Origin of the sequence: Aureispira sp. CCB-E (genome assembly GCF_031326345.1) — a bacterium.
In the GTDB taxonomy this organism is placed as follows: domain Bacteria; phylum Bacteroidota; class Bacteroidia; order Chitinophagales; family Saprospiraceae; genus Aureispira.
On the sequence record NZ_CP133672.1, the window covers coordinates 37,183 to 61,392 of the forward strand.

General features: G+C 31.6%; 27 protein-coding genes and 1 pseudogene. 4 read left to right on the forward strand and 24 right to left on the reverse strand.

Features of this window, described 5'->3' with window-relative positions:
• Nucleotides 1–1,333: 1,333 nt before the first annotated feature.
• Nucleotides 1,334–2,683: a replication initiation protein gene (locus tag QP953_RS28400; protein WP_309555637.1), complete on the forward strand. Its 1,350-nt coding sequence runs from the start codon at nucleotides 1,334–1,336 to the stop codon at nucleotides 2,681–2,683.
• A gap of 10 nt (nucleotides 2,684–2,693) precedes the next feature.
• Here the strand turns inward: QP953_RS28400 and QP953_RS28405 are convergent, their stop codons facing one another.
• The 6 genes and pseudogenes from QP953_RS28405 to cas1 all read right to left on the reverse strand — a co-directional run bounded on the left by QP953_RS28405 (nucleotide 2,694) and on the right by cas1 (nucleotide 7,703).
• Entirely contained in the window at nucleotides 2,694–3,554 is an 861-nt protein-coding gene (locus QP953_RS28405; RefSeq protein ID WP_309555564.1) for a KilA-N domain-containing protein, read from the reverse strand.
• Between the two features lie 61 nt (nucleotides 3,555–3,615).
• Complete coding sequence (locus QP953_RS28410) at nucleotides 3,616–4,173, reverse strand: recombinase family protein (RefSeq protein ID WP_309555565.1); 558 nt, start codon at nucleotides 4,171–4,173, stop codon at nucleotides 3,616–3,618.
• Between the two features lie 160 nt (nucleotides 4,174–4,333).
• Nucleotides 4,334–4,903, reverse strand: a pseudogene (locus QP953_RS28415) (recombinase family protein); the annotation flags it as partial.
• 835 nt (nucleotides 4,904–5,738) lie between these two features.
• Nucleotides 5,739–6,041 (reverse strand): CRISPR-associated endonuclease Cas2, encoded by a 303-nt coding sequence (gene cas2 / locus QP953_RS28420; RefSeq protein WP_309555567.1) that lies wholly within the window; start codon nucleotides 6,039–6,041, stop codon nucleotides 5,739–5,741.
• Nucleotides 6,038–6,682, reverse strand: coding sequence for a hypothetical protein (locus tag QP953_RS28425; protein WP_309555568.1), 645 nt, complete (start codon nucleotides 6,680–6,682; stop codon nucleotides 6,038–6,040). The genes cas2 and QP953_RS28425 overlap by 4 nt, the downstream gene beginning before the upstream one ends.
• A gap of 10 nt (nucleotides 6,683–6,692) precedes the next feature.
• Nucleotides 6,693–7,703, reverse strand: a complete 1,011-nt coding sequence (cas1, locus tag QP953_RS28430; RefSeq protein WP_309555570.1) for a CRISPR-associated endonuclease Cas1 — start codon at nucleotides 7,701–7,703, stop codon at nucleotides 6,693–6,695.
• A gap of 58 nt (nucleotides 7,704–7,761) precedes the next feature.
• Between cas1 and QP953_RS28435 the strand changes: the two genes are divergently transcribed.
• Entirely contained in the window at nucleotides 7,762–8,487 is a 726-nt protein-coding gene (locus QP953_RS28435; RefSeq protein WP_309555571.1) for a CRISPR-associated endonuclease Cas6, read from the forward strand.
• A gap of 13 nt (nucleotides 8,488–8,500) precedes the next feature.
• On the opposite strand, the gene QP953_RS28440 is transcribed toward QP953_RS28435, so the two are convergent.
• The 4 genes from QP953_RS28440 to QP953_RS28455 form a co-directional block, all read right to left on the reverse strand.
• A complete protein-coding gene (locus tag QP953_RS28440; RefSeq protein WP_309555572.1) occupies nucleotides 8,501–8,680 on the reverse strand; it encodes a hypothetical protein in 180 nt (59 codons plus the stop codon).
• A gap of 146 nt (nucleotides 8,681–8,826) precedes the next feature.
• A complete protein-coding gene (locus QP953_RS28445) occupies nucleotides 8,827–9,000 on the reverse strand; it encodes a DnaJ domain-containing protein (protein ID WP_309555574.1) in 174 nt (57 codons plus the stop codon).
• A 5-nt stretch (nucleotides 9,001–9,005) separates the two neighbouring features.
• The gene (locus QP953_RS28450; protein ID WP_309555576.1) at nucleotides 9,006–9,200 is read right to left on the reverse strand and encodes a hypothetical protein; all 195 of its coding nucleotides are present in this window, start codon (nucleotides 9,198–9,200) and stop codon (nucleotides 9,006–9,008) included.
• A gap of 27 nt (nucleotides 9,201–9,227) precedes the next feature.
• Nucleotides 9,228–9,410, reverse strand: a complete 183-nt coding sequence (locus QP953_RS28455) for a hypothetical protein (RefSeq protein WP_309555577.1) — start codon at nucleotides 9,408–9,410, stop codon at nucleotides 9,228–9,230.
• 92 nt (nucleotides 9,411–9,502) lie between these two features.
• Here QP953_RS28455 and QP953_RS28460 point away from each other — a divergent pair, with 92 nt between their 5' ends.
• Entirely contained in the window at nucleotides 9,503–10,783 is a 1,281-nt protein-coding gene (locus QP953_RS28460; protein WP_309555579.1) for a hypothetical protein, read from the forward strand.
• Nucleotides 10,784–10,814: 31 nt separating this feature from the next.
• On the opposite strand, the gene QP953_RS28465 is transcribed toward QP953_RS28460, so the two are convergent.
• The 10 genes from QP953_RS28465 to QP953_RS28510 all read right to left on the reverse strand — a co-directional run bounded on the left by QP953_RS28465 (nucleotide 10,815) and on the right by QP953_RS28510 (nucleotide 20,042).
• On the reverse strand, nucleotides 10,815–11,885 hold the full coding sequence (locus QP953_RS28465) for an IS4 family transposase (RefSeq protein ID WP_052594644.1): 1,071 nt from the start codon (nucleotides 11,883–11,885) through the stop codon (nucleotides 10,815–10,817).
• A gap of 508 nt (nucleotides 11,886–12,393) precedes the next feature.
• A complete protein-coding gene (locus tag QP953_RS28470) occupies nucleotides 12,394–13,008 on the reverse strand; it encodes a hypothetical protein (protein WP_309555581.1) in 615 nt (204 codons plus the stop codon).
• Nucleotides 13,009–13,049: 41 nt separating this feature from the next.
• A complete protein-coding gene (locus tag QP953_RS28475) occupies nucleotides 13,050–13,841 on the reverse strand; it encodes a TIR domain-containing protein (RefSeq protein ID WP_309555582.1) in 792 nt (263 codons plus the stop codon).
• 6 nt (nucleotides 13,842–13,847) lie between these two features.
• A complete protein-coding gene (locus tag QP953_RS28480) occupies nucleotides 13,848–14,438 on the reverse strand; it encodes a toll/interleukin-1 receptor domain-containing protein (RefSeq protein WP_309555583.1) in 591 nt (196 codons plus the stop codon).
• A gap of 6 nt (nucleotides 14,439–14,444) precedes the next feature.
• The gene (locus QP953_RS28485; protein ID WP_309555584.1) at nucleotides 14,445–16,505 is read right to left on the reverse strand and encodes a TIR domain-containing protein; all 2,061 of its coding nucleotides are present in this window, start codon (nucleotides 16,503–16,505) and stop codon (nucleotides 14,445–14,447) included.
• Between the two features lie 102 nt (nucleotides 16,506–16,607).
• A complete protein-coding gene (locus QP953_RS28490; protein ID WP_309555585.1) occupies nucleotides 16,608–17,159 on the reverse strand; it encodes a TIR domain-containing protein in 552 nt (183 codons plus the stop codon).
• A 6-nt stretch (nucleotides 17,160–17,165) separates the two neighbouring features.
• The gene (locus QP953_RS28495; RefSeq protein WP_309555587.1) at nucleotides 17,166–17,555 is read right to left on the reverse strand and encodes a nucleoside 2-deoxyribosyltransferase domain-containing protein; all 390 of its coding nucleotides are present in this window, start codon (nucleotides 17,553–17,555) and stop codon (nucleotides 17,166–17,168) included.
• A 72-nt stretch (nucleotides 17,556–17,627) separates the two neighbouring features.
• Nucleotides 17,628–18,098: a hypothetical protein gene (locus QP953_RS28500; RefSeq protein WP_309555589.1), complete on the reverse strand. Its 471-nt coding sequence runs from the start codon at nucleotides 18,096–18,098 to the stop codon at nucleotides 17,628–17,630.
• A gap of 68 nt (nucleotides 18,099–18,166) precedes the next feature.
• The gene (locus tag QP953_RS28505; protein WP_309555591.1) at nucleotides 18,167–19,570 is read right to left on the reverse strand and encodes a hypothetical protein; all 1,404 of its coding nucleotides are present in this window, start codon (nucleotides 19,568–19,570) and stop codon (nucleotides 18,167–18,169) included.
• 4 nt (nucleotides 19,571–19,574) lie between these two features.
• A complete protein-coding gene (locus QP953_RS28510) occupies nucleotides 19,575–20,042 on the reverse strand; it encodes a hypothetical protein (protein WP_309555593.1) in 468 nt (155 codons plus the stop codon).
• Between the two features lie 150 nt (nucleotides 20,043–20,192).
• Here QP953_RS28510 and QP953_RS28515 point away from each other — a divergent pair, with 150 nt between their 5' ends.
• Nucleotides 20,193–21,740 carry a hypothetical protein gene (locus QP953_RS28515; protein WP_309555594.1) on the forward strand — a complete coding sequence of 516 codons (1,548 nt, stop codon included), beginning with the start codon at nucleotides 20,193–20,195 and terminating at the stop codon, nucleotides 21,738–21,740.
• On the opposite strand, the gene QP953_RS28520 is transcribed toward QP953_RS28515, so the two are convergent.
• The 4 genes from QP953_RS28520 to cmr5 are packed head-to-tail and all read right to left on the reverse strand — an operon-like array spanning nucleotide 21,737 to nucleotide 24,209.
• The gene (locus QP953_RS28520) at nucleotides 21,737–22,096 is read right to left on the reverse strand and encodes a CRISPR-associated protein (RefSeq protein WP_309555596.1); all 360 of its coding nucleotides are present in this window, start codon (nucleotides 22,094–22,096) and stop codon (nucleotides 21,737–21,739) included. The genes QP953_RS28515 and QP953_RS28520 overlap by 4 nt on opposite strands.
• A 17-nt stretch (nucleotides 22,097–22,113) precedes the next feature.
• Nucleotides 22,114–22,359 (reverse strand): KTSC domain-containing protein, encoded by a 246-nt coding sequence (locus QP953_RS28525; protein ID WP_309555597.1) that lies wholly within the window; start codon nucleotides 22,357–22,359, stop codon nucleotides 22,114–22,116.
• 11 nt (nucleotides 22,360–22,370) lie between these two features.
• A complete protein-coding gene (gene cmr6 / locus QP953_RS28530; RefSeq protein WP_309555598.1) occupies nucleotides 22,371–23,822 on the reverse strand; it encodes a type III-B CRISPR module RAMP protein Cmr6 in 1,452 nt (483 codons plus the stop codon).
• A 3-nt stretch (nucleotides 23,823–23,825) separates the two neighbouring features.
• On the reverse strand, nucleotides 23,826–24,209 hold the full coding sequence (gene cmr5, locus QP953_RS28535) for a type III-B CRISPR module-associated protein Cmr5 (RefSeq protein ID WP_309555600.1): 384 nt from the start codon (nucleotides 24,207–24,209) through the stop codon (nucleotides 23,826–23,828).
• Between the last annotated feature and the right edge of the window lies 1 nt (nucleotide 24,210).

A 24,210-nucleotide genomic window follows, 5' to 3' on the forward strand; every position in this document is an offset into this window, starting at 1 on the left:
CTTCTAAAAGCATTACCATGAAGTAAGATTTCGATAGCATAAAGTACTTATTTCCATCTTAAACAGTCCATGATAACTGCTAACTACTTTTTCGTGATAATACAACATCATATTTATTCAATATTTCTATTTATCTAGAAAAGAAGAAATATATTTTTGTACTTTACTAGAAAAAAAGAATTCTAGTTTTTAAAGGCTAACATTTTCAAAAAACTATATTTCTAGAAATATAGTTTTCTTCTTAAAGAAACTTCTTTTATTATTTTTGATTTTAGCTGTAGGTAAAAAGTGACGAAAGGGGTATTATAGTTTTGGTCTTTTTTTTCTAGAAATAAAGAATTATAGATTTCTAGAAAAATATTTTTTTACTAATTTCTTCTGTTGATTTCATAAAAACTCCTATTTTTAATAATAGCTTTTTTATAACCTCAATGTCAGACAAAATATATTCAAGCTAATTTCAATTTGGCCAAATATATTTCTTCTTTTCTAGAAAACTATTTTATTAGAAAAGTATGGCGACAAGATGCTACTTTCATCCAGATGAATAGAAATCTAGATTTCTAGAAATAAAGAATAGTATATTATTACAAATAAAGTACCTAAAATAATTTTTTCATGAAAAAACATCATCAGAAGAACTGTTGATGTTTTATATTTTATTTGTTTATTGTTATTTGTTAAGAAGAGCCTGAACCTTTGTATTTATAGGGCTTCTAGAGTTTAATTATCCATAAAACGGGATATATTATCCATAAAACAGGATATATTATCCATAAAACAGGAGCCAAGTATCCTAAGAACGGGATATATTATCCATAAAACGGGAAGAACTATCCGAAAAACGGGAGATGTTTTCTAAGGTATAGATCCCCTAATTATCCATAAAACGGGAAAGTATACAGATCTAAGAGTTCTTATTTATGCAAATTATCCATAAAACGGGAAGTTATAAGGCTTATATAGTGCCTATTACCCATATTTGCCAACTATAGTGATTAAAAGAGTCAATTTTTATGTTTTTCTACATAGAAGTATCCACAAAAGGGGAAAGGGCTAGGCTTTGTAGAAACTTAATTGTCCACAAAACGGGAAAAATTTATTTTTGGACGTAATTTATTGATATATAGCTTATTATTGCTTGTGTTGGGAGCGAGAAAATTCTTAATTATCCATAAAACGGGAAAAAATAATGCAAACAGCTAAACTATTCTATTTTAATTATCCATAAAACGGGAAATTATCTTTAGCAGAAAACTATCCATAGGCCAAAGTTCGTTGGATAGTTTAGTTTTTTTATCTATTTTGCTGTTATCAAAGATAAAAAATCGTTATGAAAATACCTGCGCAATTAGTTAAGAAAAAGGATATTAAGGATAAAAATGTTGCCAAGGCTCAACCCTTAGTAGAAGCAGCCTACAATTTTTCTATTTGGGAAAAAAGAGTCTATACTATATTAGCCTCATTAGTTGATAAAAAAGATCCTGATTTTAAATCGTATCGAATTAATATTCGTGATATTATTGATTTCTATGAATGTAAAAGTAATGATGCTTATGATCGAATTCGAGAAGTACCAGAGAGTTTATTAACAAAAAACAAGATTATCAAAATTCCTTACACAACAGAGGAAGGGCATAGGCGTATATTAAAAACACATCTTATCACAGCAGTTACAGAACCTGCTGAGGATGACAATTCAACTGGGAATGGATATATAGAGCTGGAGTTCCATCCTCGTCTAAAACCTTTTTTGCTAGGACTAAAGCGTTATCTTTGTTATGATATAAAGAATACAATAGGTATTTCTAGTGTGCATACATTGCGAATTTTTGAGTTCTTGAAATTGCATCAGTATAAGAAACAGCATCAAATCACAGTGCACGATTTAAAAGTAATGTTGGGCTTAGAAGAAAAGCACAAGAAGTATGGGCATTTCAAAAGGGTTATTGTAAAAGCACAAAAAGACATTAAGAAACATACAGATATTCGATTTGAGTTTGATGAAATTAAACAAGGTCGTGCTGTTTATGCATTGAACTTTAAGATTTATGACAATGGAAATGTAAAAACAACTTCCACAGCAATAATAGGAGCAGAGGTGACAGATGTTGGAAATGGCTATGAATTGTTTCTAATTATCCGTAATTGGGGAATTACAAAAGAAACCTTTAATGAATTTGTTAGGAACTATTCTATACAACACATAAAGGAACGAATTGAATATATTCAAAATGCGCCTAAGAATAATCAAATTAAAAATAGGGCAGGTTATTTAAGAAAGTTGTTAGAGCAGCCTACCTTATTTGATGAAAGTAAAATAAAGAAACAAACACAGGTAATAACAAAAAGAAAGAAAGCTGCTCAAGCAAAGAATAAGGCAAAGTTGAAAGAGCAACTAGTGGAATTAAAACGTCTATTAAACGCTGCTGAAAATGAGCAAATCGATATATTCTTTCAAGACCATCCAGCTGAAAAATTAGCAATCATCCAGCAAACAAAAGCTTCTGGATTGGCCAAAAATAAGTTTGACAATTTATTGAGTGATGAAGAAAATTTTAGTGATAATCCTCGTTTTCAATTGTTTGTCTATGCAGAGGCTAAAAAAACATATCCAGAATTGTTAACAGAAGTTCGTTCTACCTATTTACCTCAGATTGAAGCATTAAAAAAGATTGCTTAATATGCAAGAATCAAGCTTCTGGGGGGAGTTGTTTATTGTGTTTTTCTTTCAATTTTTTGAAGGAACTAGAACCAATTAAGATGCCCATTTGATAAATTGCAATACGATTGAGTTCTTCAAGGCGTTCTTGGTGATCAAGTCCTGATTTGATAAATTCAGCATTTAAATTCTCAATATTGGCCAAAATTAGCAATTGTTCAGGTGTTGCATGATCCCTAATATTACCTTTTAAATCAGGATTTTCTTGCTTCCACTGTTTGGCTGTCATTCCAAAAATTGCCATATTGAGCAGATCTGCTTCATTAGCATAAATCATAGGGACTTGGCGAGTCCCTTCTATTTTAGGAGGAATCAAATATTCTTTGATAGCATCAGTATGTAGACGATAATTAATTTTACTCAGTAGTCGTTTTACATCCCAAGCCAGCGATTTTTGTTGATGTTCTAATTCTTTTAGTTTTTGGAACTCAACAATTAGATATAGTTTAAATTCAGGACTTAGCCAAGAACCAAATTCAAAGGCAATATCTTTATGGGCAAATGTTCCTCCATAACGCCCTGCTTTGGAAACTAATCCAATGGCACCTGTTGTGCTAATCCACTTTTTAGCAGAAAGATAAAAACGGTTGGTTCCTGCTTCATTTTTAATTCCCTCGAATTCGAGGGAATTAAAATTAGGGTTGTAAACTTTTTCCCAAACGCCTAAAAATTCAATTGTATTTTTGTTTCTCAACCATTGTTCAATTAGGGCATTGCCCCCTTCAAAGTTCTTAACCATATCCGTTAGAGAAAGAAAATCTTTTTCTTTCTTTTTAACGATACTAATAGGTGTACCAAGTACAGATATGTTTTGTTTTTTATTTTTACTCATCTTGATAATTTGGTTAAGAATTATTGGAATAATAATAGAGGATTAAGAATTCTTGCATAGTTTACTTCTGAAAGTCTCGAACGTATTTATATAGGGTAGGTTTTGAAATACCAAACATATTGCAAATTTCCATGATAGGATGTTTTTTACTTTGGTATAAATCGAAAACCATTTGACGTTTTTCTTGTGTCAGAGATTTACGTCTTCCTCCTAATCGCCCCCTAGCTCTAGCAGCAGCTAACCCAGCTTTTGTTCGTTCCAAAATTAAATTACGCTCAAATTCTGCTAACGCTCCAAAGATATGAAAAATGAGTTTACCTGTAGAGGTACTTGTGTTGATGGATTCTTCAATGGATAAAAAGCTAACCTGCTGCTCTTCCAAATAATTCATCCACTCAATTAAATCTTTTAGTGAACGCCCCAAGCGATCTAACCTCCAAACAACAAGAGTGTCTCCTTTGCGAAGGATAGTTTTTATCGTATCAAGACCAGGGCGACTAGTATTTTTACCAGAAGCTGTGTCAAGAATGACTTTTTCACAACCTGCTTTTTCCAAAGCATCCTGTTGCAAGTCTAAATTTTGTTCATGGGTCGATATTCGAGCATATCCAATTAACATAAGTAAATAAACTCATTAAAAATTAAAACAAATTTTACTTAGATAAAGATACGAGTTTTTTTACTATAAAAGCGTCTTTTGTTAGAAAAGTTTAAGAGAAAGTAAAAGAGTAAAGAAAAGGACCGTTTAGTATTTACTTTTTACGTTTGGTAAATCCTTTAATATCTACACCTTGATGCCTAAGGTATTTATAGAGTGTTGCTTTGCTAATAGAAAGGTTTTTACAAATATCTGCTATACTCAATTTTTCATCCTTATAGAGCGCTTCGGCTGAAATAGCTGTTTTTTGTGCATCCTCTGATAAGCCTTTCGGTCTTCCACCCACTCGACCTCTTGCCCTAGCAGCTTTGAGTCCAGCTTGGGTACGTTCACGAATAACATCTCGTTCAAATTCTGCCAAACAAGCAAAAATATTGAAGATTAGTCTTCCTTGGGAGGTGGTGGTGTCAATTGGGTCATTGATACTTTGGAGTCCAATGCCTTTTTCATTTAATTCATGAACAAGCTCAACCAGATGTTTGAGAGATCTTCCCAGTCTGTCCAATTTCCATATAACTAAAATATCTCCTCTCCGTAATTGAGAAAGAAGTCGATTCAGTTCTACCCGTTCAGTTTTTGCTCCACTGACTACTTCATGGAAAATTTGTTCACAGCCTGCCTTTTTTAAAGCATCAATCTGTAAATCTAAAGATTGGTCTTTTGTACTTACTCTTGCATATCCTATTTTCATGCTACAAGTTTACAAAACTTATCTAGAAAAGACAAGCTAAACTTAGATTAGGTAGACCAGTTTTTTTGAACATGTATGTAGAACAATTTGTAGATTTTCTAATTTTAAAACTGAGTTCACATAAACGGTCGTTTTTTTGAACTTATAGTTTTACTGGATAGGTGATCCAAAATTCTAAATGAACAAGTTTCAATCCTACTTTTATTGGATGATGGTTTAGTACAACTGCTTATTATTTAATCTATTACACGCAACTCCAGGTTTCAATCCTACTTTTATTGGATGATGGTTTAGTACTTTTTCGATCCAAGCTCAGATCCTAACAACATTATTGTTTCAATCCTACTTTTATTGGATGATGGTTTAGTACTTTGATGTATTAACATCTATTCATAGAAAACAAAAATAGTTTCAATCCTACTTTTATTGGATGATGGTTTAGTACGAGATCAATTTAAATTGGAGGTCAAAAACAATGGAGTGTTTCAATCCTACTTTTATTGGATGATGGTTTAGTACAAGACTTCAAGTTGGGAATCAGTACCGCGATTACTAGGTTTCAATCCTACTTTTATTGGATGATGGTTTAGTACTTTAAATGCTTAGCTAGTATTGCTTAGATACTAGACTTTGTTTCAATCCTACTTTTATTGGATGATGGTTTAGTACTACTAACCTACAAAATGGACGTGTACAGATTGCAAGTGTTTCAATCCTACTTTTATTGGATGATGGTTTAGTACTCACTTTATGATATATATATCATTCTTTGTATATGTATTACAAAGTATCCACTATGTCAAAGAACTTATATTTCTTTCAAAATAAGAAAAAACTAGAAAAAAAGATAGAATATTTCTGTTAGAAAAGAGTCTAAAGTACTAGAATTACCTATAACAATAGCTTCTATTAATTGTTTTTTTTGAATTGGAATAATATATAAACTCTCGTTTACAGTAAGTTGTCCTTGAAATAAAGTATGCAAATTTTGTCTAAAATTATCCCACTCTGAGGTTTTGAAAGAAGGAGCTAAGTAAACAGATTTTTGCATTCTTTCACAGGCATTTTTTAATAAGAATTTTGCAATTTTACTACGTAAACGATCATTTTCTATATCATAGGTAATTATATAGTTCATGTTGAAGATTTTTCCCACCAAAGTTTAGCAATATATGCTATTGTCAAACAAACAATAAAAAGCATTAACATATCTAAGAAAGTAGATTGATTACTATTGGTATTTTTTTCTTTTTGTTTTCTTTTAAAAGAGGCTAATTTTGATAGCTCGTCATACGAAAGAGGAGCTGGATGTCTTTTGTGGTGAGAAGTTGGGTATTCAAGTATTAAACCATTTTCTTGTTGATGTAGCCAAAATCGAACGCCGCCATGACCACTACAAGCACCTGTTCCTTGACGATTTTGTCGATCGTTGTCCATGCAGATACAGCCAATGCGATTTCCTGAGGGTTTTTGATTTTTTTCTTTTGCAGAATAATTATTATTTGTCATTTTAGAAGTATACAGATCATCCTCTTCACTTTCGATCCATTCGATAAGATTTTCAGGAGATAATTTAATACTATCATTAGGTGTGTCTAAAATAATCGTTGAACTATCCGATATTAAAGGTGTCTTTTCTTTATGAGAAATAGGTATTTCGTACCAAAAATGTTGAATTATTAACTCTATCCAACCTAACTCCCAAGCAAATGCTGATCCTGATCCAAACAAGCTAATCCCTATAATGTATGGAGTCATTTTGTACCATGTTTTTTTCATAATTGAATATTTAAGAATTAAAAGAAGAAGGAGAAAAGAATTTAAACATTGTTGCCATTTGGAAGGCATTTATATCTATATGAGAACGTCGCTTGCGCTTATTTCCCTTATAAGAAATAATTTGATTCATATGCTTGGTAAAAGCATGAACTAATGTTTCTTTTCCTTCAAAGCTCAGCCATAAGCCCTCTTTTGCTGTCTTTTGAAAATAGGATGAAGGTATTGGATGTGTTAAAAAGAGCTGTATAATGAGTTCGTCTACCCAAGATCTATATTGATCAATGACATCAAAAACCAATGTTGGAGTATTATAACGATCTGTATGGAGAACTCCCATATATGGATCTATACCTGCTTTAATTAAAGCTATTTCAATTATTCCATAAAGAATTCCATATAAGTAATTCATACAAGCATTAAAAGGATCATAGGCTGGATGTTTACTTCTTTTTTTGAAATTATATTGCTTAGGTATTACTAAACTAAGGCAGTAAAAATAAGCTCTAGAAGCTGTTCCTTCCCATCCCCTAAAACTTGCTGCAATTTCTTTTAAATTAGAAGTAGTTTCAGTAGACCAATTTTGAAATTTTTGAATCATATTTGCCATTATTTTTTGTGCATTTAAGTATTCTCGTTCAATTAAATAGTTGTCGTTATATAATTGCTTTAATAAACTTTGTTGGTTATTAATTTTTTGTAATAATAAATCTCGGATCCAAAGCATTCCTTGTATATGTTGAGCAAATAAAGCTTGATGTTTTCGGATAGTAGAAATAGAACCATATTGCCCACTCCATACAAGTCCTTTCGATCGACCAATTTTATCTAGCAAGAGGACAGTAATAGAGTTCTTTAAAGCTAAAAAAAGTGCATCTGTACTTACACGAATGCTAGGACTAAGCAAAATGCTGCGAACTTTTCGGACAGCAATAAGTTTTCCTTTAGTTTCTATGGGCTTGACCCAAAACATCCCATCCTTTACACCTAAAAAAGCGCCATAAGAATCAATATATAATTGCATTGAATATTTGGTTTGTTATTAAATAAACAGTAATTTGATTTTTATACATAAAATAAAAATGATGCATAGTGAATTTTCGATTCAAAAAGAGCTGCGAATTTTAGCTGTTGTTTTTGACAGTTATTTAGAACCTTGGGAAATTGCCCAATTTAGAGGAGCGATGGCTCATAAAGTTGGATTAGAACATGATTGGTTCCATAATCACAATAGTTCAAATAATCCCACTACTTTTCATTACCGTTATCCGCTTATTCAATATAAGTTGAATAAAAATCATCCTATGTTGATTTGTATAGATAAAGGGGTAGAAGAAGCGCAACATTTTTTTGCTCAAGCTGATTGGACTTTGATGATTGGTAAAAAACAACATCAGATGCGTCTCAAAAGTCTAAATGTGAATCAATTTTCACTACAAATACTCTCTCAAAAAAGAGAATATAGGATACATAATTGGTTGGCTCTAAACCAAGATAACTATAAGCAATATCAAGAACTAGAACGTTTATCTGAGAAACTGGATTTTTTAGAACCAATTTTGATTGGACATATCTTATCTTTTGCTAAGGGCGTTCAATGGGAAGTCCCTGAATCCATAGAGTTGAGTATTACAGATTTATTAAACACACAATGGATTAAACATAAGAGAGTCCGAAGAATAGCGTTTAACTTACATTTTAAATGCAATGTTTTTATTCCTAATTTCATAGGTTTAGGCAAAGGCTGTAGTCATGGTTTAGGAGTTATTAAAGAAAATAAAACCTTTGCTAAGGTTAAAAAACACTAGCCTATATGACTCCTTAATTACATGCCTTCGCCAAACCTAAGCAGAGTAAAAACAATAAACTTATAATTATTTGCGCTATAAATTGTTCTCCGGCTCCTTTTACAATGCCTTTCGCCCCTGCATTAGCCATTCCTCTAAAATCTTCAATGGTTTGTTTTACTAAAGTAGCTGCTTGTTTTCTTGCTCGTTCCATCCAAGTTTTTAGCACAGCATCACTTATGTTATAGTCTTTGTAATAGTGCTCTTGTTCATGATTCGTTGTATTTTGTTTTGAAGATGTTTTCTCTGCTTGAAATGCATGATAACTATTATCATAACGTGATCTAGCTATGGGATCTTTTAAAATAATAAAATAAGGTAAGCTTCATTGATTGCTTTCATTCGTTCTGTTGTATCTTTATTTGGGTGAACATCAGGATGCCATTTGAAAGCCTGTTTTCGGAAAGCTTGTTTTATTTTGGTTTGATCGGTATTTATTGTTATTTCTAATAAGGCATAATAATCTACAAACATGATTCTTAGGATTTATCCAAATGTTGATTATCTATTTCTGAACTAGTATTTGAGTCGTATTTCCAAATTGCTCCAATACCTGCTACCAACCCCGCTAAAAAAATTAACTTTAAAGATGGTGCATCTTTTACAAGCACGAATAAAGGCGTAGCAATAATAAATAAGATAAAGATCATTAGAATTTTAATAAATGTTTTCATTTTGTTGTTTTTTTGCAATGATAAAAACTATTTGGCTCGAGTTAAGAAGACGAATAAACCTAGTATAAGATCTCCAATTCCCCAGATAAACAAAAGCAACATTATTCCTAATCCACTTCCAATTGTAGCACCTGCTTGTTCTGCTTCACTAGAATAACTCTGTGTTGTTTGTACAGCCACTCCAATTCCTGTTATTATTGAGTAAAGCATAAATCAGCAATTCTAACGATAAACAGAATTATATGATAAAATAATATTTAAGTTCATTGAAAAAGGAACGTACATTTACTAAAAAGTAAACGATGTACGACAAATTAGTAGAAATAGTATCCAAAGAGTTTCACCAAGTTCCAGACGATCGAAAAGGGCATACAGAATATTTGCTACATGATTGTTTAATGGGAGCATTTGCTATGTTTGGTCTAAAAGATCCATCATTATTGAGTTTTATAGATAATGCCATTCATCGTAAGGACAATTTAGAACAAGTCTTTAAAATTAGTAAGCTTCCAACAGATAATGGGATGCGAAAAATTTTAGATGCTGTCCAACCATCTGTTTTTCAACCTACTTTTAAAACAATCTTTGAACATTTGGAAAGGCTCAAAATACTCGAAAGTAGAAGATACTTAGACCAACATTTGCTAGTAAGTGTTGATGCCACAGGTACATTTTCTTCCAATAAGATTGGTTGTTCTCAATGTTTAACAAAGAAAAGAAAAAATGGTACAATAGAACATCATCACCAATTGTTAGCAGCGAGTGTAGTTCATCCTAATTTCAAGACCGTTTTTCCTGTTTTTGGAGAAGCAATAACGCGGCAGGATGGTTCAAAAAAGAATGATTGTGAACGAAAGGCATGTAAACGATTATTTCCACATTTACGCAGCATACTGCCAAAAGAAAAGATCTTAATTCTTTTAGATGCTTTATATGCTGATGGTCCAACTATTAAAGCACTTCAAGCACAAGATATCCAAATGGATTACATCATAGTAATCAAGGAAGGATATGTTTTGGAACAAGTTAAGCAACTTAGAAAAAAGGATAGTTTGCATCAGTGTCAATACCAGAAAAATGAAAAGACTCTGTGTCGATACAGGTGGGCATCTAACCTCATTCTAAATGGCGCAAACCAAGATATTATCGTAAACTATTTAGAATACGAAGAATATGATTTAGAAAAAGATAAAGTGGTTTATTCCAATAAGTGGATTACCAACCTAACTTTGACTAAATCAAATGTTTCATCTATTGCCACAGCTGGAAGAGCAGGTTGGAAAATTGAAAATGAGACATTTAACACCTTGAAGAATCAAGACTACAATTTGGAACATAATTATGGTCATGGAAAATTCTACTTGTCAACAGTATTTGCTTTGATTATGCTATTAGCATTTTTTGTTGACCAGATTACAAGGGCTGTTGATGAAAGTTTTGAACAAGCCTTAAAAGAAGCAAAAACATTGCGTGATTTAAGGCAGAAAGTTCGAGTACTCTTTGATTTTATTCCTACTATTTCAATGAACTTAATCTATCAAATAATCGCTAGAAAGGTCAATATTCGACCTCAATTAGAATAGCTATTTGATATTATTATTCTAAGTACAGGACCTAAGTACAGGACAAAAGTTTTAATTCCTGAAATAAAGTTAAAAAGTTAAGTAAACGTTCTTTGATATAATCTAAGCCAAATCTAAAAATACTAAAGAGTTTAGCTTTTCGAGTTTTTAGTTTTTTTATTGGAATTTTACCCCCTCTTTTGATTAACCATTCTCCTGTTTTATAAGACCAAACAAAGGCTATTGCAACAAGAAATAGTAGACTGGATAATCTAGATGGTGCTGTTACATGAGTATCCTCAAAATTAAATCCTCTTGTTTTACAAGCTGAGAAAAAAACTTCGATTCCCCAGCGTTCTTGATAAATTCTTTTACCTTTTGAAATAGGTTTGTTACTTATCAAAATAAGCCATTCAGATTTACCTAGTTTCTGACCTCCAATATAAAGTTGGTGCTTGAAAAGTATTCTTTGTTTTCTCAAAGCTTTAAAAGTTGATTGGCTAAAGTATTTGCCAACTTTTACTTCTTTTATTTGTCCAAACTTTCGCATCAAACTGTTACTTCGGATTCTAATAATAAAAATTAAAGGCAAAGATTTTAAATAGCTTATCCATTGATTACCAATAAACTCACGGTCTGCTAACAAATATTTGATTTGCCCTTTTTGCTTTATTGTTAAATGACTCATCAAGCTTTGCATTAAATCTATCCGTTCCTGTTGAGAAGAGTTACCTCTTTTGTCTAATAGAGTCCAAATAAGTGGTATTGCTGTTCCATTATAGCTAATACCTATTAGTAAAATATTGATGTTGATTTTCCCAAATTTCCAATTGGTTCTATCAATGCTCAGAGCTACCCACTGATTACTAAAAACAATGAGTTTCCAAACTAATTGAATATAGCACTTACGACAGAATTTGTATTCTTTCATGAAACGTTGAATCCTTTTGAAATTAGATTCTCGTTTTGCAAAAGGGTTCAATACCAGCGAAAGTTGAGCATAGCTAATGCTGCTCATTTTTATTATGGAAATAACCAGCTTACTCAACATGGTCAATCGCTGACTTTGACCAGCAAAATGATCAGATAATATATCTTTAAGAACTTTTTCTGTATCTTTCATTCGGAGTTATTGAAGTTTGTAAATAGTGATTTCGCAACTACTAATTTACTAATTTTTCAATTTCTCCATTTTTTGTCCTGTACTTAGATCTTTAAGAACTTTTTCTGTATCTTTCATTCGGAGTTATTGAAGTTTGTAAATAGTGATTTCGCAACTACTAATTTACTAATTTTTCAATTTCTCCATTTTTTGTCCTGTACTTAGATTATTATTATTTAATATATTTTCTTACATCGTTAGAATTGCTGAGCATAAATAAATTGAAAGCAATAAAACAATATTTGATAATTTTGCCCCCAAAAGTTTGTTTGACTTTTTTTAGTTGCACACCTTTGCGGTACATTCATGGCATTCTATAAGTGACATTTTATAAAATTTTTAATGATGAAAATGATTAATGTGCTTTTCTAAGCAACTTATATTCCAAGTGATTTATTGAGTTTATTTGGGATTTCAGATGATCTTAAAGTATCAAATATTAATACTTGGTAGTTAATTATTGATAGGATCAAGTAGCATCTAAAAACTGTTTTAGCAACTTGGTATAGTGAATTAATGATTGATTTGCTTGTTTTAGGTCAATGATTAACTCAGAATAATGAGGGTAGCTTTCTTGAATTTCTTGTGGAGATAATTGACTATGTGCTACTCGTTTGCTTTCAATTTTATACCACTTTCGAAAAGCAGCTTGATGATTTGTTAAGTGAGGTCTTAGTCCTTCATTTAATATTTTTGCTGTTAGATCAATTAGTGCATTACCTGAGTATTTCTTCTGCAAATGATGTCCAGGAATTGTTTTTATTTCTTCTCGAATAAATCCGAATAATTGATACCAAGAATCATAAATTTCAATAATAACATCTTTTCCTTCTTCAAAGGGTAAGGTTACTTTTCTAGTAATTAATTCTATATAGATTCTATTGGCAATATACAAGTTAGAATAATCTCTTTTTACCTTAAATGTAGCTTTAGGATTCCCTGAAATTTCTATGCCCATTTCTACAAGCTGGAATTTATTCTTGCCATATCTTTTGACAATAAATAAAAGGATTAGAATAGAGAATATTCCAATTAAGAATAGCACTCCTAATTCTATATGTAAGCTTAAATCAGAATAATCCATATGTAAACGGATTATTCTGAAAGTCGTCATTGCATCCCTCATTATGTACAAGTATTTTTTTTCATCTGAGGTCTTGAATTAATACGTTTGTCTGCTTGAGCTTTCCGATTGGCAAAAGCTAATTCAATATATTCCTGTAGTTTCTTACGATCGGTCGTATAATTTCTAATAATCGCATAACCCGTTTCAACATTATCTATAAATCGTTGAGGATGTTTAGAAGAGGTGTATTTTCCCGTATTATAGTCAGGGTGTGATGGTAAAATTAAGCCCAATACTCCTGCATATCCGTCACCAACTTTTAGGTTTAGTGCACCACTAATTTCCCAGTCAATATGTTTGCGGCATTTGGTCTTGTTACCAAGTAATAGAATTAAAACAGTAGTATCCTTTAAATAACCTTTTAGAATCAGTTGCTTGATGTATTCATCGCTTAAATCAGATTTTATATCTCCATCTTCTACAGATTTATTGACAATTAAATCTGTCGTTAAGTGTTTGAAATGCTCTTTATCTGTTTGGTTATCTTTATGGTAATAACTAATAAATGATTTTCGTCTAGGAAGAATTAAAGGTAAGGCTGAATTATCTTTAGAATTGAAATTTTGACTAAGTGTTAAGGGGGCACCTTTACACCATTGTCCTTGTTCATTTTTATGAATGCAACGAAAAATTTTACCAGTTCTCAATTGTTGGATTACCCAGCTTTTTTGTCGTTCTATACCATTGTCATCTATGGAAGCGTAATCATTGGAATGAACTAAAAAAGATTCCACAACTCCCTTTTTTTTCCATTTTAATTTTGATACAAAATAATCTGCTGTTCGACTCATGATCGTTTACTTGTTAAGATTTAGAATTTTGTGTAAAGGATGATTATATTTTAGGAAGACATCTTGAACACGCCCTTCTGTGAGCAATTGTTTTTTACTTGAATTAAGGACAATGGCAATGTACTCGTTGAACGATTTTCCTCCTTTAATATCAGGTGCTGTTTGCAAGTAGTCAGGAAGCACTCTATTAGAAATATCCTCTAATCGTAATATACTAACTTGATATTCTTTTGATTTTTGATTAAAAGAGTTATCAACAATAGCAGCATGTGCATAACCAATTTCAAAAGGAACCCATTGAGATTTAATGGTCTCAGCAGAAATTACACATAAAATATGCGTACTTTCTTTAAGACCCTTCTTGATACATTTTGTGATGCTCTTTTTATCATTTTCAAGAGTGGCAATCTGTAGTTCTTCATCATAACAATCGAGATAAATATCAATACCAGCGTCATTAAGATATGCTCCAATTTCTATACATGCATTTTTATCTTTGCTCTTATGGCTCAGAAACACACATTTTTTGCCTTTTGTGCGATGTTCTGTTAACAATCGCATATTAACTTTAGGGTTGGCTCGATTAATTCCTTTCATTATTTATTATTTATTGGGATTAAAAAAATTATTCAGTCCTTTAAGTATCAATCTAGTAATCTCAAGGAGGTTGTTGGAGGTAAACAATATTTGGTTTTCTTCGGACGATAAACCATTGTTTAGGTTATTATCATTCTGTTTCCAGTAGTTGTCAAAGAATTTAGAGAGTGAATCATAATGAATACGATCATTAAGCATCTGTTTATCTTCTTGCCACAACTCTTGTGCATATTTTTGGTAAGTGGTATATTTTTGATTCCAATGCTCATTTTGATAATTTTCTAAGGAATCTTCTTGAATAAGAGGACTCTCTTTTCCCTCAAACAACTGAATTAAAGCTGCACTGATTCCTCCAAAAGCCCCAACAATATAAATCGGACGTTGATATTTTAGAGCCCAGTAAGCTTCTTCTAAAATACCTGATATAAGTCCTTTATAACCTCTTATTTTTCCTGCAATAAAAATCTGAGCATCGTTTTGCTCAAACATTTTTTTACGCATATAAGTCAATGAAATAGCGGCTTCAGGACTTTCTAAATCAGAAAATGGATGAGTCAATGGATTCTCATGAAATTTGAAATCAATTATTCCTTTGTATTTGCTTCTGATATGGATGTCTTTTTTGACAAATTCAGAAATAGGATAAAAAACGTGATTAATAATAGGAGTAATATCATCCTGATAATCTTCTCGATAAGATGCAATCAACTCACTAAGTATATTGGTGAAACTTAATTCTTTAGAGTAGTTAATATCTCCTCCATAAGCGCAATTAGCTCCTGTAACCAATAGATAACGAGAAATTTCAACTAACGCATCTTGTAGATGAAGGTGATCAAATAATTGATATCCGCCTTTGACTAGGTTAGGGTTTTCAGAAATAGATAAACCTATGGTCTTATTATGTAAGAAATTTTCATTATAAACTTCTTGAATAAGCGTTTGTGACATATAGAGCATGGGGGTTGTAAACTCTATATTAGGTTTTTTAGTCCTTAAAATGGATAACTCTTCGTTTCCTAAAGGAGGATCTGGGTACAGTAAAAGCTGTTTTTGATTATCTTGATTTAATATCAATAGTTCAGGAGGTAAAGCCAAAGATTGATAGCTTCTAATGTTATCATTATTTGACTGACTAACAATAGTTTTATTTAGTTTTTTATGATATTTAAATCGAAGTGTTTCTAATAAAACCGTAGCTATTATTTCCTTAATATTGCTATTGCCTGTTTCTGTTATTTGTAACTTAATACTTGGGAAATTACCTAAATAAGGAAACACTCGTTTAGTATGATTTTTGGTTGCATTAACATGAACGATTGGGCAATAATGTTGCTTAGCGTACAAAATTTCTTTAATACACCATTCTCTAGAACTATATTCATCTGTATTTAAGACTAGAAAAATAGATTCTGTAATAGCATTCGTAATCTCTTTTTCAAAATTTTCTCCTTTCCCAATATCCTTAACATCTATAAAAGAAGTTAGTCCAAATCTTAACTTATCAATTGCATTTTTGACTAATAGAGCTAAATTACTACCATCCTGTCGAGCATGGCTAATAAAAACGGTAACAGGAAGTTCACGTTCATTATTTTTAAGGGGATATAGTCTTGTAGATAATTTAAATGCAATTTGTAATAATAGTTCATCTTCTTTTTCTTGACTTTTAAAGTCATATAAGTTGAGACGGTTACTGATGTTTAATTTTGTCGAAAATTGACTAGCTTGTTCGTGTGTAGCAATAGGGTAAAAAAGTGTTTTATGTTGATTGTTATGACAATGCTTGTGAACCGCCAATATTTCTTGTTCCCATTTGATTGGAGCATCATCTATAATCATATGCTCATCTATAAAAAATAGAATGCAAGTTTGTTCAGCTTCTTCCCAGTTAATGGTTTCCATTAAATGTTTAGGATTGGATATAAAATAAGTTGGAATCCCAATTCCTCGTTGCAAAGGGTGCTGCACATCTCTTGAAAAGGTCGAAAAAATGGTGTTTGCATATTCAAAACCTTGGTAGTTGTTAGTATGCCATAAAACGTAAATGCTTAAAGGATATTTCATAGTTAACAATAGATTATTGGTCATTAATAGAAGATCTATTATGATTATTTGATAGAAATAATTGCGTTAAATCTAATTAGAAAGGGAATCAGGGATTTAGTTTTAATCTTGCCATTGCCATTGATAAAATGACCTATTGTTTCTAAATAAAGTCCTAGAATTATCAGGAATAATATTATACCGTCGATTAAAAGCTTCATGAATCCAATCTTGAACACAATTTTTATTCATAGTCCAATTATATATTTTGGCAAAGCCTTTTTCTACATTATCTTGAAGTCTAGGAGGAATTGTATATGGATTATATGTTTTTTTACCATAATCAGGATGAGAAGGCAATAATATACCAATTAATCCCATCCTAGAATTATACTGTGTATCTCTTATACTAGAGGAAATTTCCCAATCTATATATTTACGTTTCCAAGTATCTTTCCCTATCAAGACCACAAGAACTGTTGAATCTCGTAAATATTCATCTCTAATTTTTCGTCGAATAGTTTCTGTTTTTAAGTTAGGTGCAATATCTCCTAGTTGAACGGATTTAGAAACCATAATATCATAACAATGACTAAAGCATTGCTCAAATTCATTTCTATAAGATTGATCATTTTCATGATGATAGCTCACAAAAACATTGTGTCGTCTACCCATAATTTATTATTGATTTTGATTTAAAAATAAAGCTACTTCGTTGAGGTCTTTGAACCAATAGGCGCCATTGTGTTGCACCATTTTTCCAACAGCTTTTAAGGATTTAATTTGATGTTTAGAGAAACCAGCTTCAATGAAACAGAAAATAGTTTTTTTAGGACGCTTATTAGAGTCATCTATTGCCTCTGCAATAGAATAAACACCTATCATTTCCACTGTAATAACATACAAACAATAATTACATCTTTCTCGTTGCAGCAGTTCTTCTTGATAAGCCTCTTCTGTCCATACCTCTACTAAAGGATTGAAATAATCTATTTTTAGTTTTGGAATTAATGCTGTTCTCCAAGTAGATTTATTACAAGTTCCTCCTAGGAATACTTTTATATTTTTCATAAATAATGCTAGTGTATATGTCTAGTGTTTTGTTTAGGAGCATAGAAAAATACTATGCTCCTGAGTGTTGAATTAATTAGGACTAATGGAGCTGTGATATTTAAAAACTAAAGCGTCATCAATAATCTCAAAAGAAATAATTCGATCTTCCATAGGAAGGAGCCCTTTGGGAATAGATATTAATGTGTTTCTAATATCATCTGCACCAATCCAAAAGGCATGAAATTTATCCTTTACAGCAATTACTTCATTGTCTCCCAAAGAAGTAGTACAATCGTTTATTGGACTACCAAATAAGACTTTTGCATAATGATTTTCACTAATGAGTTTGATTTTTAAATCAAGCTTTTCGCTTGAGAAATTTCCGATTGGAGCTGTTTCAAGGAGTACCTTTAACTGTTCTTCTTGTTTGTAAACCTGTAATTTTACAGCAGTGGTACTTAGATTAAATGGACTAAAAACTAGTTCTCCATCTAGTTTAATTGAAAGCTCCTTCGCCTCAGGATTGAAATTAATGGAATCAAAATTCATTGCTTGCGACATAATAATTAAAAATTTAAATGAAATAAGGGGCCTACTCTATTGTGGCTTTTCGGTTTCCGCCATTTAATTTATTCTCGTTCAATACAATTCGTCAGACAATTGAGGGACCCTTGTCTGCGTATAAATGGGTTAAAATCCTGACGCATTAGAACAACCTTATACCCCAAATCTTCCCATAACCATTGATTTTGCAAATCATGACTATGCAGTTCTGTCCAAGATCCATAAGATTGACCTGTTTTAGAGCAGGTTCTATGCGAATAATCACTATTAATCCCATAAGAAGGGATAATAACATTTTTGACAATTCGAGCATCTAATCCACTATTATCATAATAATTTTCTACCAAACAGTTGTTATAACTTGCCCAGCACCAATGGCGTGTTTTTCTTTCATTAACAATCTCGTCATAATAAGTTAATGGAAGTGGATTTCGGACAATTTGAAACGATATGTTTAAGTCTGAAAATTCTTTTTTAAGCAAGCGAATCACTTCATTGATAGCACATTTTGTTTGTATAATAATATCTTTAACTAATTGTTTTACATCAGCAGGTATATCATCTGTCAATGCAAAACCAATAGTAGGTTCACCAATAACAAAAATTTCTTGCCCTGCCTTATTTTTACCAGCAGCGGTCATAAATAGATCACCATGAAAAAGAGGTTGTTTTTTTGCACTGGCATCATACCGATTATAAAAATTATCACTTGTTATTTTACATTCAGGCCAAGAAATCGATAAATCAGTAGATTTTGATTCTAAAATAATTATATTTTTTCCAAGCCATTTTTTTCCAAATTGTCGAATTAGTTGTCGATTACTTTGATGGATACCAATAATAATAAAACGATCTCCAACCAACACATTCCCTCCAACAAATGGAATAGGACTATCACTATGTCGAATTGTAAAGTTAGGGATTGTGATTTGCTCTAAACTATTCACTAGTTCTTTGGCAACATTTTTATTACTTGCCTCATTGGAAGGTTCTACTAGATAAATTTGATCCTCTCCATCAACAGTATATGTAATTGATAGAAAACAATCTTGTGCCCAAGGTGCCAAATCACGAGAGTCATAAATAATTGGAATCAAATAAAAAGTATTCCCATTTTGTCTAGCTAATAGACTCAGTTCATCGCATTCTGATCCTGACAATACATTGGATTCTGCTACCAATAAAAAACGTCGCCCTCCTCCGTTAAACTGTTCTATGAATTCTTTAACAAATTTGAAATAAGGATAAACAGTATAAGCTCCATTGGTTGGAAAAAATAAAATAATTGTTTTTAATCTTCCATATACAGAAGAAACAACTCTAGGATTTTCTCCTGGGGCTTTATTTGTCGTTCTTTGAGGATAAAGGAATCGTTCTGTTCGTTGGCTACCTTTTACTCCCGTTTTAGTGGATTTAGATAAACTACTTAATTGGGAAGGTAATAACTTAAGAGGTAAGCTTCTTGCCATTTTGTTATGTTGTTTTTAAAGAAAAATTAATGCTCATGGTTGGGTTGTCAAATTTGATAGTATTCTCTTGTCTAAGTATCGTTACAGGAAGAACAACGGTAAAAAGTTGGTGAAATAGAGTTGTACTACGATCTCTAGTGTTGATGAATGCATTGGTATGAATTAATTTTTTTATTTTAATTCGGTTCATAGCTAATCGCCTATAATTTCCTAATAGAATTAGTGAAAACTCTAAAGGATCTTTATTAGATTTAAATTCAAAATTTTTATTATGTAGTACTCGTGTATTGTTTGAGTCCAGAGTAATAACATAATCGTTTAATGTGGATCCTTTTTCTAAGTATGCTAATTCAAAAGTTTCTTGATGTACTAATAAGAGTAGAAAAAACTCCATTGAAATATCAAAAAAGTGTTTTATAAAAGCATTGCAATCTTTCTTTAGAATCAGTTGCTCAATCTCAAGTTTGTACATGGTATCATTAGTTTAATGGTTGTTTGTTTTCGATATTGCAAAACTGAGAAAATTGCATGCTACTCCAAAACCATTAACTTTGGAATTGCGGAATTCTGAACTTGGATATAGTGCTTCTTTTTTTATAAAAAATAAACTAATTTATCACCTATGGCGACAGGAAAAGCCTTATTTGATTTAATAAAAACATTATCACCTAGCGAAAAACGAAGTTTTACGCTGAATAATAGACTTCAAAAAAAAAATGAAAAAGATGGTAAAAAAACATACTACAATGAAATTTTTAATATTTTGTATGAACTAGGAGACTATAATAAAGAAGAAATTTTAGCTCGATTAATAGATCAAATAGGCAATGATTTACTTAAAACTGATCCTAAGTCGATTCTTCGGCATTCGGAAAACTATCTTTATGAAAAACTAATTGAAACCTTAAAAACTTCCTATGCTAATAAATCCATCAGCATTCAACTGCAAGATTTAATTTTAGAGGCTCAAATTTTAGATGAAAGAGGGTTACATCTAAAAGCAATTAGCGTTTTTAAGAAAGCAGAAAATCTAGCCTTGAAATATCATAAGAATACTTTTTTATTAGAAATTCTTCCTCAAAAAGCAGCAGCTATTGTGGCGCTTGAAAAAAAAGACATTAAGGAGCAAATAGACGCTGTTTATCAAATGGCACATGTTGCTGCCAATACTTTAAAAGAAGAAATGGCTTATCGTCATGAAAATATCAAGTTAACGACGATCTTTAGAACAAAAAATGAACAAAAAAAATCAGATCAATTCATCTCAAATGAGATTAGAGATACGTATGCAAAAACTGAAAGTAAAGATTTTCCGATTCACGGTTCCTTTTTTTCGCAGTATTACTATTATAATATCCTAGCCTTATCAGCACATCTCCAAAAAAAGCTTCAACTCGCCATTGAACATCAAAAAAAAGCGATCGAAATATGGAATCAACATCCACATATTATTGAAAAAGATGCATCGTCTTATATGACACAGTTGGCAAATCTTATCAATTACCATATTTGTGCTAAAGAATTTGTAGAAGCAGAAGCAATTATTGAAAAACTAGAAACTGTAAAAATTCCTCAAAAGAATACAGATGCCAAAGGCGAACAGTTCCAAAATGTTTATTTTTACCGACAAATGCTTTATCTGAACCAAAAAAAATATCCAGCTGCACTAGAACTCATACAGGGAATTGAAGGAGGGCTAAAAAAGTATAAAAACAAGATTAATGAATCGAGAAAAGTTGCATTTTTTTATAACATAGGCTTAATATATTTGTTAAACAATGATTTTGATAAAGCACTTCATTGGTTACAAAAAATTTCAAGAAGTACTCGTTTTAATGAACATCGACCTAAGCTTGTTCGAAGTGCTCGTTTATTGCAATTAGCCATTTTTTATGAATTAGAAAGTTCAAAAGTAGTAGATAATCTTAGCCGAAATATTAAAGACAATAAGAAGAATACCATTAGCATTTTTGAAGATATTTTGCTTAAATTTTTTGATCAATTAAATAAATGTGTGCCTTCTTCTAAAAAAGAAAAAGAGATTTTTGCCCATTTCCAAGAAGCGTTAAAAGGATTAGAAGACAAGGAAGTTATAGGCTATGAAGCCTATTGTCATTGGGTAGAAGGTCATCTTAATCCTATAAAAGATAAATATGATTGGAGCAATTAAGCTTTTGGATATTCCCGAAATTGTTCAAACTCAAACAAGACGGTTTTTTGCCCATTTTCTTCTGCCACTACTTTGCGTTGTGAGGTACTAGCAATGCAAGAAATCCTCTGCTTTTGTAACAATCGTACCAAGGTGAAGGTAAAGGTCATTTCTCCCATTAGATGAACTGCTTGTGGTTGCAATGCTACAATTCGTTGACAGTAATTTATCGCTAATTTTTGTATCTCTTCACTACTATTTTGGGGGGCAATGGTAGGGAAGGGGAGGTCTTCTATTTTTCCGTATTGAGCGATGGCGTTTTGTCGCTGTGCTTTTCCCCATTGATCAGAAAGGTGATTGCTTAGGTTTAGGAGCATGTCTTAATGAATTTAGTTTACCATTTTAAATCTCGATTACGACGAACTTGCCAATCCCCATAGCATCTCAATACATTTGCTCTAAAATAACCTCCTACAGAATTAGCTTGCTGCAATTCTTCAAATATCTCTTGTTCGACTTCTTCGTAAGCATATATTTTATCTGTGGTGGCAAATTCTGCAAAAAGTGTCTGACTGTCTGCATCATACCCAATCGCTGAAATCATGCTGCTGTCTACTGGAATGAGTGTTACTTCTATCATTTTTTATTGTTTTATGTGGTCATGTAACCGTAGCCTACGGCTGTTTTTGCGCCTATGCCGTGTTCGCTTAGAGCTTGTTTTAGCCAATCTATAATTGTTTTGTCTTGAAATGGTTGATTTAATAATCCCTCATTTCCTTTTTCTCCTATAATAAATTGGAATTTAGTGCCTTTTGCTACAGTGAGAAAAGGAATAGGAATAGGACTTTCTGTATCTACAGGTGCTTTATGTTTTTTATTGTCAATATCCCCATAATAGTCACTATAATGTGGTGTCATTATATCTGTTTCTATTGTGGGTTCTGATGCAGGAAAGGCATCAAAGAAGACGATGTTACCCTTATGCGCTTTTGAATCCAACGCCTTATCATCTGTTCCAAAAATGGCTGCAAAAATATTATCTTGCATAGCCACTTTTTCTAATCTTTTATTTTGTTCTTTAGACTCTAACTGGTTAAATGTTTCATCTCTGTCCAATAGACTTGGATAAATTACTTCTTGAATTATCCAACTTCTAACCACGCCTTTGATACTACTAGCAGGAATATAAGGAATTCCATAAATATGATGCAAGGTCATAGAGGTCTCATAAACAGAAGCACCACCCAAACCAACGACCATGCGCCCATCTGTGGCTTGTGTCCAGCATTTATGTTGAGGGGTGATGAGCTTGGCTTGTTTTTTTTGTTTTTGTAGGATGTAGTCTATAAGATTTTTATGCGAGAGTTTTTTAGTGGCATATTGATTAATATCAATACTAAATTTATCTTTCTCTACAACTCCTAATCTTGCGGTTTTGTTTAATTCTAAATAAAAGTTATCTATTTGTTTAAAATTAGATGCTGCCAATAGTTGATAACTATCAAAGGGTAAACGTTTACCACTTAGAAGCTCTCCCATACGAATATCTAATGCAGTTCCTTTAAAATTTACTTGACTCTTAACAAAGGTAAGTGAGTCCTTTTCTAAGTAATTCTCAAGTGATTCTTTCTTTTTCTTAAATTTGCTTTCTTCTATTATTGATGATACCAGAACATATTTTTCTCCTACAATATCTTCTCCACTATATTGGGGGACATCTAGATTATGTTGGTTTATTTTGAAAATATCACTTTTTTTGAAATAAATAATGAAAGGACTTTGTATGTCAAAATTATCAAAATTAAAATTTCTAGGAATTTTCTTATTAGTAGATTGGATCGTAATTTTATTATCTTGTTTTGATAAAAAATCAATGATAATATGCTTATATTTTCTAGGTAATTCTATACCTTTTTTATTTGTTATTTTAAATACTATTTTCTCTATACAATGAGCGGTATATTCTTGGTCTTCCTTAGCTTGGTTGAAATCATAATAGTCTTCTAATTTAGGTAAACAAAAACTAAGAGATTCGTCAGAATATATAGACCACTGAGAATTTGAATATTCTAATAAAATATTATATTCTTTGTATTCTTTCATAATCTATTTATTTTCTTTTTCAATCAATCCATCCGAAAAACGCTTTAACCAATTAAATAAAGCTAGAACTTCTATAGTTACAGCACGATAGCTAGAACTGTCTAATTCAATTAAAACTTTGACTAAATCATCATTTTTTGAAAATGTTTTCCCAAGAGCTAAATTCTCTTTGAGCCAATCATGAGTCTGTTTATACAATAATTTATAAGTTTTTTCTTTTTCCTTAGATTTCATAAATGCAAAAGCAGCCCCCAAGCCATTTGTTTTTATCATCATAGGTATATTTTTAACATGAGATTTATAGTCCTTACCCAAGTCCTTACCTTGTAAAGCACATTTATACGCAAACGCAGCCCGTCCACCTTCCAGTTGTTTTAAATTAGCCATT